Source organism: Streptosporangium sp. H16 (genome assembly GCF_051918855.1).
Taxonomy (GTDB): domain Bacteria; phylum Actinomycetota; class Actinomycetes; order Streptosporangiales; family Streptosporangiaceae; genus Streptosporangium.
The window spans coordinates 154237-171061 of record NZ_JBPXMD010000003.1 but is presented as its reverse complement, the minus strand read 5'-3'; the positions used below and the strand labels follow the sequence as shown (position 1 = coordinate 171061).

The window sequence follows — 16825 nt, the reverse complement described above, 5'->3', positions numbered from 1 at the left end:
GCCCGTACCGTCCGCGCCACGCGCGGCGGCCACTTCATCCCGGCGGGGTTCGGCGTGCCGGACGCCCGTCGCGGCCGTGCCGAGGATGCCGGACAGGCGGCGCAGGCCGCGTGCCGTACGTGCCTTGATCGTGCCGAGCGGGACGCTCAGCCTCTCGGCGATCTCCCGCTGGGTCAGGTCGCCGTAGTAGGCGAGCTCGATCGCCTGACGCTGCGGTGCGGGCAGCTCGGCCAGCGCCCGCTGCACCTGGTCGCGCTCCGCCAGGCCGTCACCGTCGGTCCGGCCGTCGGCACCGGTGCGGTCCGCGATGACATCCAGCGGCACCGTTTGCAGGGTGCGGATCCGCAGCTGGTCGACCGCCCGCTTGTGGGCGATGCCGAGCATCCAGGCGGGAAGGCTGCGCGCCGGGTCGAAGCGGTGCCTGGAACGCCAGACCTCCACGAACACGATCTGCTGAAGATCGTCGACATCCTGCGGGCGAACGAACCGTCGCAGGTAGGAACGGACGAGGGGCCCGTGGACCTGGAAGCACTCGACCAGCGCCGCCTCGTCGCCCGCGGCGAACCGGGTGTTCAGGGGGTCTGTCATGATGCCTCCTCTTACCGAGAAAAGCTACTCAAAACTTATTCATACTCGCTCAACGCCTGTGATCGCAAGCGGGCGGCACGGAGATGCCCGCAGGTCGGGGCAGGGAGAGGCGGCGCGGGACGGCCTGGGACGGCCTGGGACGGCCTGGGGCCGCGGGGGTCGGGCAGGCGGAACAGCGAGGGGAGCGGGCCCGGGAAGCGGTGGCGCGCCCGGCCGATCGGGAGAGGCGGAGGCGCCCGTCAGGGAGAGCGGACGCGCCCGTCAGGGAGAGCGGAGGCGCCCGTCAGGGAGAGTGGACGCGCCCGACCGGCCGGGAGAAAGCGGGTCGGAGGCCTGCCGGGAGGGTGGGAGGTGTGCCGGGAAAGGATCAGGTCAGGGCGGCGGCGGCGACGCGGGTGATCGCGTCCTGGAACGACGCGACGCGCGGGATAGAGGCGGGCAGGCCCTCCCACCAGCCCGTGCCGCCGGCGACGATCAGGCTCGGCGGGCGGAGCACGGGCAGCGACGCGAGCGGGGCGGGGTCCCCGGTCTCGGGCAGCTGGGACCAGACGAAGACCACCGAGGGGCCCAGCCGCCGCATCGCGTCCGCCAGCGCCGGGTACGGGGTCCGGGCGCCCAGCACCCGGGTCTCCACCTGATGCTCGGTGGTCAGCGCGGCGGCGAGCGCGTAGATCGGCAGGCTGTGCAGGTCGTTCTCGGCGCAGGCGAGCAGCACGGGACGCGGGCCGGTCGGCCGGGCGGGGCGTTCGGTGAGCCCGATCAGCGCGGCCATCAGCCGGTCGGAGAACAGGTGCTCGACCTCGATGCTCGCCCCGCTCTCGGACTGGCGCCTGCAGATCGTCTCGAAGACCGGCATCACCAGGCGCTCCCAGGTCCACAGCACGCCGTGCCTGGCCAGCGCCGCGCCGATCCAGTCGTGCACGGCCCCGCTGTCCAGCATCACCGCCGCCCGCGTCAGCATCGCCACCGTCGGCACGCCCGGTAGCCGATCGGCCGTGAGGGACGGGATCCCCTTCGGGGTCGGCCACTCGGGTTCCCGCTCCCGCTCCTGCTCCGCCGGAGGTGCGGAGGGGACGACCTCGATCCGCAGGACCCTCCGTGCCGCGTCGGAGGCCGGAATCCCGCTCCTGATGAGCCGGTTCATCTCCTCCAGACGCCACAGGTCACGGGCGTCGTAGCGTCGGTGCCCCCCCGGGCTCCGGCGGCTCGGGCCCACGCCGTAGCGTAGGTTCCAGGTCCGCAGCGTGGGGGCGGGTACTCCGAGGCGCCGTGCGACGGCTCCGATGCCGTATCCGGGCTCCTCGTCGGCTACCACGTGACGCTGCTCGTTCATCTCATCCCATTTCGAGCCTGCTATGTGCGGTACCAGCGTGACAGGCGAGGGGAGCGGTCGCTCCCTGAACGTTCTTTCGAGTTCCGGGCCCCTGGCGGACGCAACCGGCGGAGCGTTACCGGGCGAAGGAAAAACGTGACCGATACTGTGATCGTTTTGTTCAGCCGCGACCTCCGGGTGCACGACCACCCGGCGCTCGCCGCGGCGTGCGAGCGCGCACGTCATGTCATACCGCTCTTCGTCGCAGACCCCGCCATTCCCTCGGGAAACCGCGGGGGGTTCCTCGCCGAATGTCTCGCCGACCTGCGTGGATCGCTCCGCGAGCGGGGTGGTGAGCTGGTCGTGCGCCACGGCGACCCGGTCGCCGAGACGATGCGCCTGGCGGAGGAGACGAAGGCCCAGGCCGTCCACACCAGCCTGGACGTCAGCACCCTCGCGCGACGCAGGCAACGGCGCCTGGCCGAGGAGTGCGATCGCCTCAGGATGGCGTTCCGGGTGTTCCCCGGCCTGACGATCGTGCCCCCCGACGCCCTGAGACCGACGGGCGGAGGTGACCACTACCGGGTCTTCACACCCTATCTGCGGGCCTGGGCCCGGCAGCCGCGCAGGGAGGTGCTCAAGGCCCCCGACATCGTGCACGTCCCCGGCGGCCTGAGGGCCGGAAGGCTGCCCGAGCCGGGGCGTGAGCCGTACGAGCTGTTCAGGGGCGGCGAGAAGGCCGGGCGGCGGAGGATGGAGCAGTGGCTGAAGCACTGCGTGGAGGACTACGCCGACGGCCACGACGACATGGCGGGCAACCGCACCTCCAGGCTCAGCCCCTACCTGCGCTTCGGCTGCGTCTCGCCGCTGGAGCTGGAGGCGCTCGCCAGGGACGCGGGGGGCGCGGGTGACGCGAGGGACGTAGGGCGGATAGAGGAAGAGGGCGAGGACCGCAGGGGGGCCGACGAGTTCGTCAGGCAGCTGTGCTGGCGTGACTTCTTCTACCAGGTGACACGGGCCTTCCCGCGCATCAACCGGGACGACTACCGGCCGCGCGGGCACGAGTGGCGCGACGACGACCACGCGGCGCAGGCGTGGAAGGCCGGCATGACCGGGGTTCCGATCGTGGACGCCGGGATGCGGCAGTTGCTCACCGAGGGCTGGATGCACAACCGGGCGCGCCTGGTCGCGGGCTCGTTCCTCGTCCGGCGGCTGGGCGTCGACTGGCGCGTCGGCGCCGACCACTTCTTCGACCTGCTGCTCGACGGCGACGTCGCCAACAACTACGGCAACTGGCAGTGGGTGGCGGGGACCGGCAACGACACCCGGCCCAACCGGCCTGTCAACCACATCCGGCAGGCCAAACGGTACGACCCGGACGGCGAGTACGTCCGCCTTCACGTCCCCGAACTCGACGCCGTGCCCACGCGGATGATCCACGAGCCCTGGAGGCTCCCCTCGGGCGTGCCGGGGTATCCGGCGCCCCTGGTGTCCATGGGCTGAGCCCGGCCGGACAGGGGCCGTGAGCGATGATGCGGGGAGGTTCGGAACGAATCTTCCTCCCCACGCGTCGCACAGGTGTGACCCCCTATGACAACGCCGCAGACGCCCTGCTCGCCGCCCGCGAACGGGTGCGCCGGCTCGAACAACTGACCAGCAGGCGCGAGGCGGTGGCCGTGCAGCTCGACGAGGTCGGGGCGCTCCTGGGCGATCTTGAGGAGCAGCTCGCCAAGGAGGAGCGGGACGTCTCCAAGCTGGAGGGCGGCGGCTTCGCGGCCCTCCTGTCCGGGCTCACCGGGTCCAGGGAGGAGCGGCTCGCCAGGGAGCGCGCCGAGGCGCTGGCCGTACGGCAACGCCTGGACGGCCAGCGCAACCGCCTCGCATGGCTGAACGCCGACCGGGCGGCCGTCGACGAGGGGCTCGCCGGGCTGGGGACGGCGCGGGAGGAGTACGACGCGCTGCTGGAGCGGGAGGAGCGCCGGCTGGTCGCCTCCGGCGCCCCCGAGGGGCGCGAGCTGGTCGAGATCGGCCATCGCCTCGCCGACACCCGCGCCGGCCTCGTGGAGCATCAGGAGGCCCACCAGGCCGGGGTGGACGCGCTCCACGGGGTCGGCGAGGTCCTGCGCTGCCTCGGCGGCGCCCGTGGCGCCTCCAGGTGGGACATGCTGGCCGGGGGCGGCTTCGCGGACATGGTGGAGCACGGCCACCTGCGCAACGCGGACGAGGCCGCCTGGCACGCCCAGCAGCTGCTGGACACCTTCTCCAGGGAGCTCGTCGACATCGGCGTGCACGTCACCCCGAAGCTTCCCAAGGTGGACACCCGCTGGTTCGCCGACATGTTCTTCGACAACATCATCACCGACGCGATCAAGCACCACCGGATCGCGGAGACCGGCGCGGCCGTCGCGGACGTCGCCGAGTGGGTGAGGCGCACGGTCGATGGTCTGGACCTTCGCCTCGAAGAGCTGGCCCGGCAGCGGGACGCCCTGGTGGCCCGCCGCGAGAAGGTCATCGTCACCGGCTGAGGCGCGGGCCTTTCCGGCGGGCCCTCAGCAGTGGAACGGGCCCTCGGCGGTGAAAAGCTCCGGCGGCCGAAACCCCGGCGGCCGAAACCCCGGCGGTCGAAACCCCGGCGGTGAAAAGCTTCGGCGACGAAAAGCTCCGGCGGCCGAAAACCCCGGTGATGAAAAAGCCCCGGCGGTGGTGGGCCTTCCCGGCGGGGCGCCTGGCCGGGAAGGCCCACCACCGCCGGGGTGGCGGTGATCGTCTCAGTGCGGTGGTCTCAGTGCCTGTGGTCGTGGCCCGCGTGGTCGTGGCCCGCGTGGTCGTCGTCCTCATCCTCGTCCGAGGGGCCGTCGGAGGGCTCGACGCCCAGCACGGCCTCACGGGGCTCGATCTGGTCGACGTGCTCGATCAGGCCCAGGACGTGGTCCGGCTCGATCAGCCACTGCAGCGCGCTGGCGCCGGTGTCGTCGGCCGAGACCAGCTCGGCCTGCTCCTTACGCTCGTCGTCGTCCAGATCGGCGTCAGGGTGGTTGATCTCCTTCAGCGCGGCGGTTTGCAGGGCGGCGAGGTCCTGCACCTCCACGGTCAGCTCAACGGTCAGACGCAGATAGCGTTCGGTGCCCGATACATCACTCATGGTGGAAATCCTAGTGCCTGGGTGGGGTGAGAACTGCCTAGGGGAGCTTCCACTCCACGGGGCCCGCGCCCTGCTGCTCGAGAAGCTCGTTCGTCCTGCTGAACGGGCGCGAGCCGAAGAAACCGCTGCGGGCCGACAGGGGGCTGGGGTGGGCCGACTCGATGGCCGGGGTGGACCCGAGCATCGGGCGCAGGTTGCGGGCGTCGCGCCCCCACAGGATCGCCACCATCGGCTTGTCGCGGGCGACGAGGGCCTTGATGGCCTGCTCGGTGACCTCTTCCCAGCCCTTGCCCCGGTGCGAGGCGGGCTTGCCCGGCATGACGGTGAGCACCCTGTTGAGCAGGAGCACGCCCTGCTCGGTCCAGGGGGTCAGGTCGCCGTTGCCCGGCATCGGCAGCCCGAGGTCCTCGGTGAGCTCCTTGTAGATGTTGCGCAGGCTGCCCGGGATCGGGCGCACGTCCGCGGCCACGGAGAAGCTCAGGCCGATCGGGTGCCCCGGCGTGGGGTACGGGTCCTGGCCCACGATCAGCACTTTGACCTGGTCGAAGGGCTGCTGGAAGGCCCGGAGCACGTTGGCGCCCGCGGGGAGGTACTGCCGGCCTTCCGCCACCTCCTTCCGGAGGAACTCGCCCATCTCGGCGATCTTCTCGGCGACGGGTTCGAGGGCCTTGGCCCACCCGGCTTCCACGACTTCGTTCAAGGGGCGTGCGGCCATGTGCAGGACCCTATCGAGGTTTTAGGCCCGGTACGGCGCGTGCTGGAAAGTACTGGAAATCAGCGCGCGTCGCACCGGGCCTGCCCCTGTGGATCACTTCACCGAACCGGCCATCATCCCCTGGACGAAATACCGCTGGAAGGCGAAGAAGAGGATCAACGGGATGATCAGCGACAGGAAAGCTCCTGGCGCAAGAATGTCCACGTTGGTCCCAAACTGCCGCATCTGGGACTGCAGGGCCTTGGTCATCGGCTGGTTCTCGGTGTTGGCGAAGACCAGCGAGACGAGCAGGTCGTTCCAGACCCAGAGGAACTGGAAGATCCCGAGTGAGGCGACCGCCGGCTTGGCCAGTGGGAACACCACGGTGGAGAAGATCTTCCATTCCCCCGCGCCGTCCATCCGCGCCGCCTCCAGCAGCGAGCGTGAGATGCCCGCGAAGAAGTTGCGGAGCAGGAAGATGGCGAAGGGAAGTCCGAAGGCGACGTGGAAGAGCACCACGCTCACGATGGAGCCGAAGATCCCGGCGGAGCCGTACAGCTTCGCGATCGGGATGAGCGCGATCTGGGTCGGCACCACCAGCAGGCCGACCACCACCAGGAACAGCGCGTCCCTGCCGGGAAACTCCATCCAGGCGAACGCGTACGCCGCCATGGCGGCGATGCCGATCACCAGGACGGTCGAGGGCACCGTGATGAACACGGTGTTCCAGAACGACGCGGTGAACCCGGTGGCCAGCAGGTCGGAGTAGTTTTTGAAGGTCAGCTCGGCCGGCTTGGTGAGGACCGTCCACCAGCCGGTGGAGTTGTTGGCCGTCTCGTCGCGGATCGAGACCACGAACAGGCCCAGGGTGGGAACCAGCCAGAACAGGCCGATCACCACCAGCACCGCCTGGACCAGGCCGCCGCCCAGCCGGTCCACGATCCTGCCGAGGGTGCCGCGGCGCGGGGTGCCAAGGGTGGAGGTCGTCACTGGTTGTCCCTCCTGAACCGGCGGATGTTGATGATCATGAAGGGCAGGACGAGGACCAGCAGGAAGATGGCGAGCGCGCTGCCCAGCCCCTGGTTGCTGCCTCCGCCGAACGAGACCCGCCACATCTCCAGCGCGATCACGTTGGCCTGCGGCTGCACCGATCCCGGCGCGATGACGAAGACCAGGTCGAAGACCTTCAGGGTGTTGATGATCATTGTGACGAACACGACGAGCAGCACCGGGGCGAGCAGCGGAACGGTGATCTTCCGGAACACCTGCCACTCGGTGGCGCCGTCGATGCGGGCCGCCTCCAGCGCGTCACGCGGGATGGCCGCGAGCCCGGCCGCGATCAGCACCATGGCGAACCCGGCCCACACCCAGACGAACGCGCCGATGATCGCCGGGGTGATCAGCGTCGGGCCCAGCCAGGGGATGCCGCCGAAGGCCGCGTCGAAGTTCGACTGCGGCAGCCGCACCTGGTACTCGCCGGGAGCGAGCCCGGTGAAGCGGAAGGTGCCGTCGGCCTCGCTGGTGGCGGTGGCCTTGACGGCGCCGTTCTGCACCGCCTCGACCGTCATCCCGGCCAGGGCCTTCTCGGTGCCGTCCACCTGGTTGGGCGCGCCGCCGCCGCCCTGGGTGAAGTCGAACCAGACGGTCCCGGCCAGCTCGCCGGGGCCCGGCTGGGCCGCCTTCGCCGTCGAGGCCGAGGCGAGGGTGGCGGGCTTCACGCCCACGAGCGGCAGGAGCACCGCCTGCCCCGGCTGCGCGGGCTGCTTGGCCACCACCCCGCCGCCCTGCCCGGGGGCGACCGGGGACTGGTCGTTCTCCCTGGGACGGGCGTCCGGATAGCCCTGGTCCGAGCCGAAGAGGCCGGTCACCGAGGTGATCACGGCGTTGGCCACGCCCCGGTCGGGGGCCTGCTCGTAGACCAGGCGGAAGATGACGCCGGAGGCCATCAGCGAGACGGCCATCGGCATGAACACGACCAGCTTGAACGCGGTCGCCCAGCGGATCCGCTCGGTCAGCACCGCGAAGATGAGACCGATCACGGTGACCAGGGCGGGAGCCACCGCGACCCAGATCAGGTTGTTCCTGATCGTGGTCAGGGTGGAGGAGTCGCTGAAGATCGTCGCGTAGTTGTCCGCCCCGATGAAGGTGCGGCCGCCGGCGTCGTAGAGGCTCCGGTAGATCGAGTAGATGATCGGGTAGATCACCATCACGCCGAGCACGAGCGCGCCCGGCAGCAGGAACCACAGCGCCAGCGTCGGCGGCGGCCCCAGCCGGGAGGCCCCGGCGGGTATCGCCGCCGGTGCCGCCGCGGGTGCCGCGGCCCCGGCCGTCGCGAGCTCCGGCTCGGTGACGGGCTCGGCGACCGGCTCGGCCGGGGCGGTTTCCGGGGTGCGGGCGGGGCCGGCGTCCTGCGCCGGCCGCCGGGTGTCGTCCGGTCCGAAGGAGGGGTCGCGGGCGGCGTCGCCGCCACGCGAGCCCTGCGGGCCGTCTAACCGATCGGTCACGGCCGCTCTCCCTTACTTCCAGGCTTTCTTGGCGTCGGCCTCAAGCTTGGCCTGGATGCCCTTGATGTCCGAGGGGTCGCGGACGAAGTCCTGCAGGTGCTTCCACTCGGCCTTGCCGTCGGTCCCGCCGAAGGCGCTGGGCGCGAGGTCGGACATGTCATAGCGGACGGCGTCGCCGGCGGCGATGATCGTTTCGGCGAGCTTCTTGGTCAGCTCGTCCGGGTAGTTGTCGGGCGAGACGTTGCGGTTGGGAGAGAGGTAGCCGGGGAGCTTCGCCCAGACCTCGCCGCCCTCCTTGGAGGCGAGGAACTCCAGCAGCGCCATCGCGCCCTTGGAGTCCTTCAGCGCCACCGCGATGTCGCCGCCCAGCACGACCGGCTCGGTCTCACCGGCCTTGGGGAACGGGAAGTACTTGGCCTCCTCGCCGAGCTTCGCGCCCGACTGCTCGGCCGTGACGCCCACGAAGTCGGCCTCGATGACCATCGCCGACTTGTCCTGGCCGTAGACCTGGGTCACGCAGGTCGGGAAGTCGGTCTGCAGGGCGCCGGCGGAGCCGCCGAGCAGGAACTCCTTCTTGCCGACGAGCTGCGCGATCTTCTCCAGCGCGGTGGTCACGCTGGGGTCGGTCCACGGGATCTCGTGCTTGGAGAGCTTGGTGTAGTTCTCCGGGCCCGCGGTGGACAGGTAGACGTTCTCGAACAGGTCGGTCAGCGTCCAGCCGGAGGCGCCGCAGAGGGAGAACGGCGGGGTGCCGGAGTCGGCGACCGTCTGGGCGGTCTTGATCAGGTCGTCCCAGGTGGCCGGCGGCGTCGCGCCGGCGTCCTGGAAGGCCTGGTCGCGGTACCAGATGAGCGACTTGTGGGCCGCCTTCACCAGCACGCCGTAGGACTGGCCGTCGGCGGAGCCGAGTTCCTTCCAGTACGGGGTGTAGTTGTCGTCGATCTGCTTCTGGACCTCGGCGGTGAGCGGCTTGAGCGCCTTCTGGTCCGCGTACTGCTGGACCAGGCCGGGCTGGGGCAGGATCGCGACGTCCGGCGGGTTGCCGCCCTCGATGCGCGGGCCGAGGTAGGCGCCGGTGTCCTCGCCGGTGGAGGCGTAGGTGACCTTGGCGCCGGTCTTATCCTGGAACGCCTTGAGCACCGCCTCGAAGTTGGCCTGCTCGGCTCCGGTCCACTTGGCGGCGACCTCGACGGTCACCCCTTCGAGGGTCTTGGCGGCGGCCGGCGCCGACGCGGACGCGCCGCCGCTCGTGGCCGGTGCCGGGGCGGCCGACTCGCCGCCGCCGCACGCGGCGAGTGCCAGAGCGAGTCCCGCCGTCGTCACCGCGGCAATGGTTCTGCGCATGCTGAACAGACCTCCTGAGACGTTGAGGCTGAAAATGGAGCGATATATGGGACGTACAAGCAGCCGAAATGGGGATGACGGCTTGTGCCGGGGGTCGGCCCGGCGTCATTGAGCCCGGATGATCTCTTCGAGTTGGCCCTTCATGGAGGAGACGACGTCCTCGCTGTCGTGCTCGGTGAAGGGCGGTGTGAGGGCGTTGGAGACCGCGCTGGCGATCACCAGACTCACCTGGTTGTAGTTGGCGCTGGCGGGCCTGGGCCGGGCGGAGAGGATGCTCTGCTTCAGGACCGGCAGGTAGGGAAAACGCTTGATCAGGCCGGGGTCGTCGTACAGCTCGGCCCACACGGGCGGGAACGAGCCGTCGGCGAGCACCCGCCGCTGGTTCTCCAGACCGGTGAAGTAGCGGATGAACTCGGTGGCCGACTTCTGCCGCTTGGAGAAGGCGCTCACCGCGAGGTTGTAGCCGCCGAGCGAGCCGGTGCCGGGGCCGTCGAGACCTGGCAGCCGGGTCACCCCGAACTTGCGGGCGACCGCCGAGGTGGTGGCCGGCCCGTAGGCGTGCGGCCAGTTGCGGGCGAAGGCCAGCCGCCCCTCCTCGAAGGCGAGCTGTGCCTCGTCCTCCTTGAAGGAGAGCGCCTCCTGCGGGATCCACCCCTCACGGAACCCGTCCACCAGGAAGTCCAGGCCGGTCTTCGCCCTGGCCACGTCCATGGTCACCTTGGTGCCGTCCGGGCTGAGGATCTGCCCGCCCGCCGACTGCACGGCCTCGGCGAAGTTCACGGTCAGGCCCTCGTAGGCCAGGAACTGCCCCGCGTATCCGCCGATGCCGTACTTGTCGTGCAGGACGCGCGCCTGGGCGCGCAGCTCCTCCCAGGTCCTCGGCGGCCTGAAGCCCTCCTTGGCCAGCAGGTCCTTGCGGTAGTAGAGGAGGCCGGCGTTGCTGGTGTACGGGACCGCCCAGAGCTTGCCCCGGTAGACCGCCGTGTCGACGACCGGCGGCAGGAACCGGTCGAGCGGGAACATCGCGCGCTCCAGCGGCAGGATCCAACCGGCCTCGGCGAACTCGGCGGTCCAGATCACGTCCAGCCCGATCACGTCGTATCGGTCGCTTTTGGCCTGGAGGTTGGCGACCATCTGGGCACGCTGCTCGTCGGCCGCCTCGGGGAGCTCGAGCAGGGTCGCCCGCTCTTCGGGGTGGGTCTGGTTCCATCGGTCGAGCAGCGGCTGCAGGTAGGCGGTCGCGGGACGTCCGATCACCAGGGTGAACGGACCGGTCCCGCCGAACCGTTCCGTCTCCCGCGCGCCGGTCGCCGAACACCCCGCCACGAGAAGCACGGTGAGCGCGACGGGGATGAGTCGGCGCACCATGACCTCCCGGTTTCCAGTTGGTTACATACGTGTTAGGTAGATGCATTCATGTTATGCATAGCGATAACATCACCGTCAACGGATAACCCCGTAACGCTCACGTAACGAGCTCTCCGAGGAGGTGGGGCGTGCGGCTGATGCTGCTGGCGCTCCTCGCGAAGGAACCTGCCCACGGCTACGAGCTCAAACAGGCACTTGAACAGATCTTCGGCAGCGCCTACCCTTCACCGAACATCGGGCAGATCTACGTCACGCTCGGCCGTCTGGAGAAGGACGGCCTGGTGCGTGCCGTGGACGTCGAGCAGTCCAACCGGCCGAACAAGAAGGTCTACTATCTGACGGCCGCCGGCCGCGAGATCCTCGACACGTGGGTGGACGAGCCCACCGAGGGGCCCAGGGTCCGGGACGAGTTCTTCATGAAGCTCGTGCTGGCCCCGATGACCGGCATCGCCGACAGGATGGCGATGATCAACCGCCAGCGCCGTCACTACCTCGGACTCATGCGTGACCTCAACGAGCTCGCCGAGCGGACCGACCCGGACAACCGCGTCGCGCTCCTGCTGGTCGAGGGGGCCATGCTGCATCTCCAGGCCGACCTCGACTGGCTCGAACGCTGCCAGGAGGAGCTGAGTTGACGTCCCCCGTGGTCCCCGTGGTCGAAACCGTCAACCTCGTCAAGATCTACCAGGACGGCGGGGTTCCGGTGCCCGCGGTGCGGGGGGTCGACCTGCGGGTGAGCCCGGGGGAGTTCGTGGCGGTCATGGGCCCGTCCGGCTCCGGCAAGTCCACCCTGGTCCACATGATCGGCGGCCTCGAGGCCAGGACCAGCGGCGAGATCTGGCTCGACGGGCAGCGGGCCGACACGCTCAACGAGAGCGCCTGGGCGCTGCTGCGCCGCCGGAAGATCGGCTTCGTCTTCCAGTTCTTCAACCTCGTCGCCAACATGACGGTGGCCGACAACGTAGAGCTGCCCGCGCTGCTGGCCGGCGCCTCCACGCGCGAGGCCCGCCGGCGCCGTGAGTACCTCCTCGGCGAGCTCGGCCTGACCGCCCGCGCCGACGCCGCCCCCTCCCAGCTCGCCGGGGGCGAGCAGCAGCGGGTCGCGCTGGCCCGCGCGCTGGCCAACGAACCGAGCCTGCTGCTCGCCGACGAGCCCACAGGAAACCTCGACAGCCGCAACACCCGCGACGTCCTGCGCCTGCTCGGCGAGGTCCACCGCGAGGGCCAGGCCGTCATCCTGGTCACCCACGACGCCAGGGTGGCCAGCCTGGCCGACCGGGTGATCTCCCTCCTGGACGGCCAGATCGTCGACGACGGCGGCGCCGGGCTGGCCCGCCGCCGCCCCAAGGGCACCGCGGGCGACGTCGTCGAGCTGAGAGGCTGACGGTGCGCCTCCGGCCCTCCCCGCCCCCGGCCGCGCGGGCTCCCCGTCCCATGCCCTCCCCGCCCGCGGCCGCGCGGGTTTCACGGGCCGTGCGGGGGGTGTCGCGGTGAGCACCGTACGCGCCTCCGTCAGGTGGATCCGGGCCGACCTGCGGGCCCGCAGGGTCCAGGCGCTGCTGACGGTGCTGGCCGTGGCCGGGATCGTCACCGCGCTGATCACCTCCGCGACCCTGCTGGAGGACGGCACCAACCCGTGGCGCGGGCTGTTCGCCGAGTCCAGGGGCGCGCACGTGTGGATACACACCAAGGACGCCCCCGACCCGGCCGCGCTGTCGGGACTCCCCGGCGTGGTCCAGGTCGCCGGACCCTACCGGTCGGCCCCGGTCACCCTCACGCTGGACGGGAAGAAGTCACCGGTGGCGCTGAGGGAGATGTCCGCGACGCCGCCGCGGGTCGCCGTCCCCCTGATCCGCGAGGGGCGCCCGCTGCGCCCCGGCGACACCGACGGCGTGATCGTCGAGCGCTCCTTCGCCAAAGCGCTCAGCCTGCGGGTGGGCGGCACCTTCCCGGTGACCGCGCTCAACGGCGCCACCCACCCGCTCGTCGTGGTCGGCCTGGCCGACACCGCCGACCAGGGCTTCTACCCCGAGTGGACGCCTGGCCTGGCCTGGACGCTCGCGCCCGTCCTGGCCAGGGTCGAGCCCGCGCTGGGCCGCAGCGAGTCGGTCACCGGGCTGCGCCTGTCCGACGGCGAGGCCACGTTGCCCGCCGTCCACGGCGCCGTCACCCTCCTGGAGGGGCAGATCCAGCGGATGTCCACCTGGCGCGAGGTCCGCGCCTCGATGGAGCTGGACAACCGGCTGCTCGGCCTGCTGCTCGCGCTGTTCGGGGTCACCGGGCTGGTCGCCGCCGCGCTCGCCATCGCCAACGCGGTGGGCGGCCGGGTGCTGAGCCAGACGCGCGACATCGCCACCCTCAAGTCCCTCGGCTACACCCGGGGCCAGGTCTTCGGCGTGCTCATGGCCGAGCACGGGGCGCTCGGGCTGCTCGGCATCGTCATCGGGCTGGTCTGCGGCCAGTTCGCCGCCTCGTTCGTCCTGGACGGGGCGCCGATCCTGCCGCTCTCCCCGGTCCCGCTGCTCGCCATCGCCGGCGGCACCGCCGCCGTGGTCCTGGTGGCGGTGGCCCTGCCCGCCTGGCGGGGCGGGCGCACCCCGCCCCTCCCCGCGGCCCCCGCGGCGCCGCCCAGGGGGCACCTGTCGCGGCTGGCGCGCCTGGCGCTGCTCGTACGGCTGCCTCCGGCCCTGGTGCTGGGCACCCGAGACGCCTTCACCCGGCGCGTCCCGGCGTTCCTGAGCATCTTCGGCGTCGCGGTCCCGATGATGATGATCACCATCGGGCTCGGCTGCTGGGCCACCCTGGACGACTTCCTGCGCCATCCGGAGCGGGTCGGCCAGGCGGCGGCGCTCATCGTGCGCCCGGACAAGCTCCCGGCCGACGACGCCCTGCGGATCGCGAGGGCCGACCCGGGGGTGCTCACCGTCTACCCCGGCACCGAGGTGCCCGCGCTGGAGCCCGAGCAGACCAGGAGCGTGCTGGCCCGCGCCGCCGGAACCTCCGCCGAGCCGTACCCCTTCTCGGTCGTCGAGGGGCGGATGTACGCCGCCAGGGGCGAGGCCGTCGCCGGGCAGGGGCTGCTCGACCTGCTTGACGTGAAGATCGGGGACCGGGTCCGGCTCACCGTCGGCGGCACCCCGCTGATCGTGCACCTCGTGGGCCGGGTGGTGGAGCCCGACCAGGACGGCGAGGTGCTCTCCTTCGGCATCGACAGCCTCGCGGCCAAGGACGCGGTGCCGCCGCAGTTCTACAGCCTGGTGCTCAGGCCGGGCGCCGACCCGGCGGAGGTCAGGGCGCGGCTGCTGATCGCCTCGGGCGAGGCCCTGGAGGTGCAGCGGGTGGTCAACCCGGCGGAACGGCTCGCGATCATCCGCGTGGTGATCGTGGCGTTGATCGTCGTGCTCGCCCTGCTCGGCCTGGCCAACCTCCTGACGGCGAGCGCGCTGGGCCTGCGGGACCACGCCTTCGACCTGGCGGTGCTCAAGGCCATGGGTCTCACACCCCGGCAGGTGGCCGCCACCCTGGTCACCGGGACCGGTCTGCTGATCGTGCTGGGCGTGGTCGCGGGCGCCGCGGCCGGTGCCTCGCTGGTCGGCGGGCTGATCGACCTGCAGGGGCACACCAGTGGCGTCGGGGCGGGCATCGGCCGTACGCCCTCGGCCCTGACGCTCGCCGTCGCGATGCTCGTCGCGATCGGGACCGCCCTGCTGGTGACGCTGATCCCGGCCGGACGCGCGGCCCGCGCCCAGGTCCCGGTCACCGCGCGATAGAGGCGACGGAGACGGCCCCAAGACAGAGGCACCCTAGGCGGAGGCAGCGCCAGGACATGGACAGCCCCGGGACGGCGACCGTCCCGGGGCTGTCTCAGGTAGGGCTCAGGTAAGGCTCAGGAAGGGCTCAGGAAGGGCTCAGACGTCGATGCCGGGGGTGTCGGAGTTCTTGAGCGAGAACCAGTAGAAGCCGTGGCCGGGCAGGGTCAGCAGGTACGGCAGGGTGCCCACGGGGGGGAACCGCACCCCGCCCCTGGCCTCGACCGGGATCATGCCCGCGAAGCGGCGCAGGTCGAGCTCGACCGGCTGCGGATACTTCGACAGGTTGTTGACGCACAGCATCAGGTCGTCGCCGTCCTCGCGGACGAAGCTGAGCACCGCCTGGTTGCTGGACCACAGCTCGTTGTAGATGCCGGTGCCGAAGACCTGGTGGTCACGGCGGATCGCCAGCATGTTCCTGGTGAAGTGCAGCAGCGACGCGGGGTTCTTCTGCTGCGCCTCAACGTTGATCGCCTGGTAGCCGTGGATCGGGTCCATGACGACGGGCAGGTACAGGCGCCCGGGGTCGGCCTTGGAGAAGCCCGCGTTGCGGTCGGGGCTCCACTGCATCGGGGTGCGGACCGCGTCGCGGTCCTCCAGCCAGATGTTGTCGCCCATGCCGATCTCGTCGCCGTAGTACATGACCGGGGAGCCGGGCAGTGACAGCAGCAGCGCGGTGAACAGCTCTATCTGGTCGCGGTCGTTCTCCAGCAGCGGGGCGAGACGGCGCCGGATGCCGAGGTAGGCCCGCATTCGCGGGTCCTTGGCGTACTCGGCGTGCATGTAGTCGCGCTCCTCCTCGGTGACCGTCTCGAGCGTCAGCTCGTCGTGGTTGCGCAGGAAGATGCCCCACTGGCCGCTGTCGGGGAGCTTCGGCGTCCGCGACATGATCTCGGAGATCGGCTCGCGGCTGCCCTGCCGCACCCCCATGAAGATGCGCGGCATGAGCGGGAAGTGGAAGGCCATGTGGCACTCGTCGCCGCCGACCGAGGGGTCGCCGAAGTACTCGACCACGTCCTCGGGCCAGCCGTTGGCCTCGGCGAGCAGCACCCGGTCCGGGTAGAGGCGGTCGACCTCGGCGCGGACCTTCTTCAGGTACGCGTGGGTCTCCGGCAGGCCGGAGCAGTCGGTGCCCTCGCGCTCGAAGAGGTAGGGCACCGCGTCGAGCCTGAAGCCGTCGATGCCCAGGTCCAGCCAGAACCGCAGGACCTCCAGCATGGCCTCCTGGACCGCCGGGTTCTCGTAGTTCAGGTCGGGCTGGTGGTGGAAGAAGCGGTGCCAGTAGTACTGCTTGCGGACCGGGTCGTAGGTCCAGTTGGACTCCTCGGCGCCGACGAAGATGATCGGCGCGTCGGGGTACCCGGCCGGGTCGTCGGACCAGACGTAGAAGTCGCCGTACGGACCCTCGGGGTCGTGCCGGGACGCCTGGAACCAGGGGTGTTTGTCGCTGGTGTGGTTCATCACCAGGTCGGTGATGATGCGCAGGCCCCGCTTGTGCGCCGACTCGATCAGCTCCACGAAGTCCCCGAGGTCGCCGAAGTCCGGCAGGATCTTCATGTAGTCGGAGATGTCGTATCCGCCGTCACGCAGGGGAGACTCGTACAGCGGGAGCAGCCACAGGCAGTCGACGCCGAGCCACTCGACGTAGTCCAGCTTCTCGATGAGGCCGCGCAGGTCGCCGGTGCCGTCGCCGTTGGAGTCCTTGAACCCGCGGACCAGGACCTCGTAGAAGACGGCGCGCTTGTACCACTGGGGGTCCGCCGAGACGAAGTCCTCGGCCACGGACTCCTGGGAAGGGGAGGGGAGGGGGGATGGGGTCATCGTGTTCTCGCTCACGGTGATGAAGGGCAGGACGAAGTCACCGGATGCTCCGGCTGATGATGTTTGGTGACCGCGCCGGCGGGAGCCGTCATCCCCACGAGCTCCGTGCTCTCGGGCGGACCGAATTTGTGATTCTGTGCCGTCCCTTGTGGCGCTTTCTGGGCCGAACACTACCAGCCGTCCGCCGCCGTGGAACCCCTCTTGGCGTGGGACGTCGCCACCGTCCCACGGAATCGCCGCGCG

At 70.7% G+C, this 16825-nt stretch carries 13 protein-coding genes and 1 pseudogene; 5 read left to right on the top strand and 9 right to left on the bottom strand.

The window, feature by feature from the left end; all coding sequences use genetic code 11:
- Window positions 1-102 precede the first annotated feature (102 nt).
- Window positions 103-588, bottom strand: a pseudogene (locus ACTOQ2_RS06550) (RNA polymerase sigma factor); the annotation flags it as partial.
- Window positions 589-955: 367 nt separating this feature from the next.
- On the bottom strand, window positions 956-1921 hold the full coding sequence (locus tag ACTOQ2_RS06545; protein ID WP_440098801.1) for a MerR family transcriptional regulator: 966 nt from the start codon (window positions 1919-1921) through the stop codon (window positions 956-958).
- Between the two features lie 135 nt (window positions 1922-2056).
- Between ACTOQ2_RS06545 and ACTOQ2_RS06540 the strand changes: the two genes are divergently transcribed.
- Together ACTOQ2_RS06540 and ACTOQ2_RS06535 are read left to right on the top strand one after the other, a co-directional pair.
- The gene (locus ACTOQ2_RS06540; protein ID WP_440098800.1) at window positions 2057-3403 is read left to right on the top strand and encodes a cryptochrome/photolyase family protein; all 1347 of its coding nucleotides are present in this window, start codon (window positions 2057-2059) and stop codon (window positions 3401-3403) included.
- Between the two features lie 77 nt (window positions 3404-3480).
- Window positions 3481-4425 (top strand): hypothetical protein, encoded by a 945-nt coding sequence (locus tag ACTOQ2_RS06535; protein WP_440098798.1) that lies wholly within the window; start codon window positions 3481-3483, stop codon window positions 4423-4425.
- A gap of 257 nt (window positions 4426-4682) precedes the next feature.
- On the opposite strand, the gene ACTOQ2_RS06530 is transcribed toward ACTOQ2_RS06535, so the two are convergent.
- From ACTOQ2_RS06530 to ACTOQ2_RS06505, 6 genes are all read right to left on the bottom strand, one after another.
- Window positions 4683-5042 carry a hypothetical protein gene (locus ACTOQ2_RS06530; RefSeq protein ID WP_362863939.1) on the bottom strand — a complete coding sequence of 120 codons (360 nt, stop codon included), beginning with the start codon at window positions 5040-5042 and terminating at the stop codon, window positions 4683-4685.
- Between the two features lie 37 nt (window positions 5043-5079).
- Window positions 5080-5757 (bottom strand): uracil-DNA glycosylase, encoded by a 678-nt coding sequence (locus ACTOQ2_RS06525; RefSeq protein WP_440071869.1) that lies wholly within the window; start codon window positions 5755-5757, stop codon window positions 5080-5082.
- Window positions 5758-5850: 93 nt separating this feature from the next.
- Complete coding sequence (locus ACTOQ2_RS06520; RefSeq protein ID WP_440098797.1) at window positions 5851-6726, bottom strand: carbohydrate ABC transporter permease; 876 nt, start codon at window positions 6724-6726, stop codon at window positions 5851-5853.
- Window positions 6723-8240 (bottom strand): ABC transporter permease subunit, encoded by a 1518-nt coding sequence (locus ACTOQ2_RS06515; RefSeq protein ID WP_440098796.1) that lies wholly within the window; start codon window positions 8238-8240, stop codon window positions 6723-6725. Before ACTOQ2_RS06515 ends, ACTOQ2_RS06520 begins: the two co-directional genes overlap by 4 nt.
- Before the next feature lie 12 nt (window positions 8241-8252).
- Window positions 8253-9584: an ABC transporter substrate-binding protein gene (locus ACTOQ2_RS06510; RefSeq protein ID WP_440098794.1), complete on the bottom strand. Its 1332-nt coding sequence runs from the start codon at window positions 9582-9584 to the stop codon at window positions 8253-8255.
- A gap of 105 nt (window positions 9585-9689) precedes the next feature.
- On the bottom strand, window positions 9690-10952 hold the full coding sequence (locus ACTOQ2_RS06505) for an ABC transporter substrate-binding protein (RefSeq protein ID WP_440098793.1): 1263 nt from the start codon (window positions 10950-10952) through the stop codon (window positions 9690-9692).
- A 137-nt stretch (window positions 10953-11089) separates the two neighbouring features.
- On the opposite strand from ACTOQ2_RS06505, the gene ACTOQ2_RS06500 reads away from it, so the two are divergent.
- From ACTOQ2_RS06500 to ACTOQ2_RS06490, 3 genes are all read left to right on the top strand, one after another.
- The gene (locus ACTOQ2_RS06500; protein ID WP_440071885.1) at window positions 11090-11587 is read left to right on the top strand and encodes a PadR family transcriptional regulator; all 498 of its coding nucleotides are present in this window, start codon (window positions 11090-11092) and stop codon (window positions 11585-11587) included.
- Window positions 11584-12336 (top strand): ABC transporter ATP-binding protein, encoded by a 753-nt coding sequence (locus tag ACTOQ2_RS06495; protein WP_440098792.1) that lies wholly within the window; start codon window positions 11584-11586, stop codon window positions 12334-12336. The genes ACTOQ2_RS06500 and ACTOQ2_RS06495 overlap by 4 nt, the downstream gene beginning before the upstream one ends.
- Before the next feature lie 106 nt (window positions 12337-12442).
- Complete coding sequence (locus ACTOQ2_RS06490; RefSeq protein WP_440098791.1) at window positions 12443-14722, top strand: FtsX-like permease family protein; 2280 nt, start codon at window positions 12443-12445, stop codon at window positions 14720-14722.
- Between the two features lie 138 nt (window positions 14723-14860).
- On the opposite strand, the gene treS is transcribed toward ACTOQ2_RS06490, so the two are convergent.
- Window positions 14861-16582, bottom strand: coding sequence for a maltose alpha-D-glucosyltransferase (gene treS, locus ACTOQ2_RS06485; RefSeq protein ID WP_440098790.1), 1722 nt, complete (start codon window positions 16580-16582; stop codon window positions 14861-14863).
- Window positions 16583-16825 lie beyond the last annotated feature (243 nt).

Coding starts and splice junctions, on each gene's coding strand:
- ACTOQ2_RS06510 (WP_440098794.1), bottom strand. CDS start 9,584: ATGCGCAGAACCATTGCCGCGGTGACGACGGCGGGACTCGCTCTGGCA.
- ACTOQ2_RS06530 (WP_362863939.1), bottom strand. CDS start 5,042: ATGAGTGATGTATCGGGCACCGAACGCTATCTGCGTCTGACCGTTGAG.
- ACTOQ2_RS06505 (WP_440098793.1), bottom strand. CDS start 10,952: ATGGTGCGCCGACTCATCCCCGTCGCGCTCACCGTGCTTCTCGTGGCG.
- ACTOQ2_RS06525 (WP_440071869.1), bottom strand. CDS start 5,757: ATGGCCGCACGCCCCTTGAACGAAGTCGTGGAAGCCGGGTGGGCCAAG.
- ACTOQ2_RS06500 (WP_440071885.1), top strand. CDS start 11,090: ATGCTGCTGGCGCTCCTCGCGAAGGAACCTGCCCACGGCTACGAGCTC.
- ACTOQ2_RS06545 (WP_440098801.1), bottom strand. CDS start 1,921: ATGAACGAGCAGCGTCACGTGGTAGCCGACGAGGAGCCCGGATACGGC.
- treS (WP_440098790.1), bottom strand. CDS start 16,582: ATGACCCCATCCCCCCTCCCCTCCCCTTCCCAGGAGTCCGTGGCCGAG.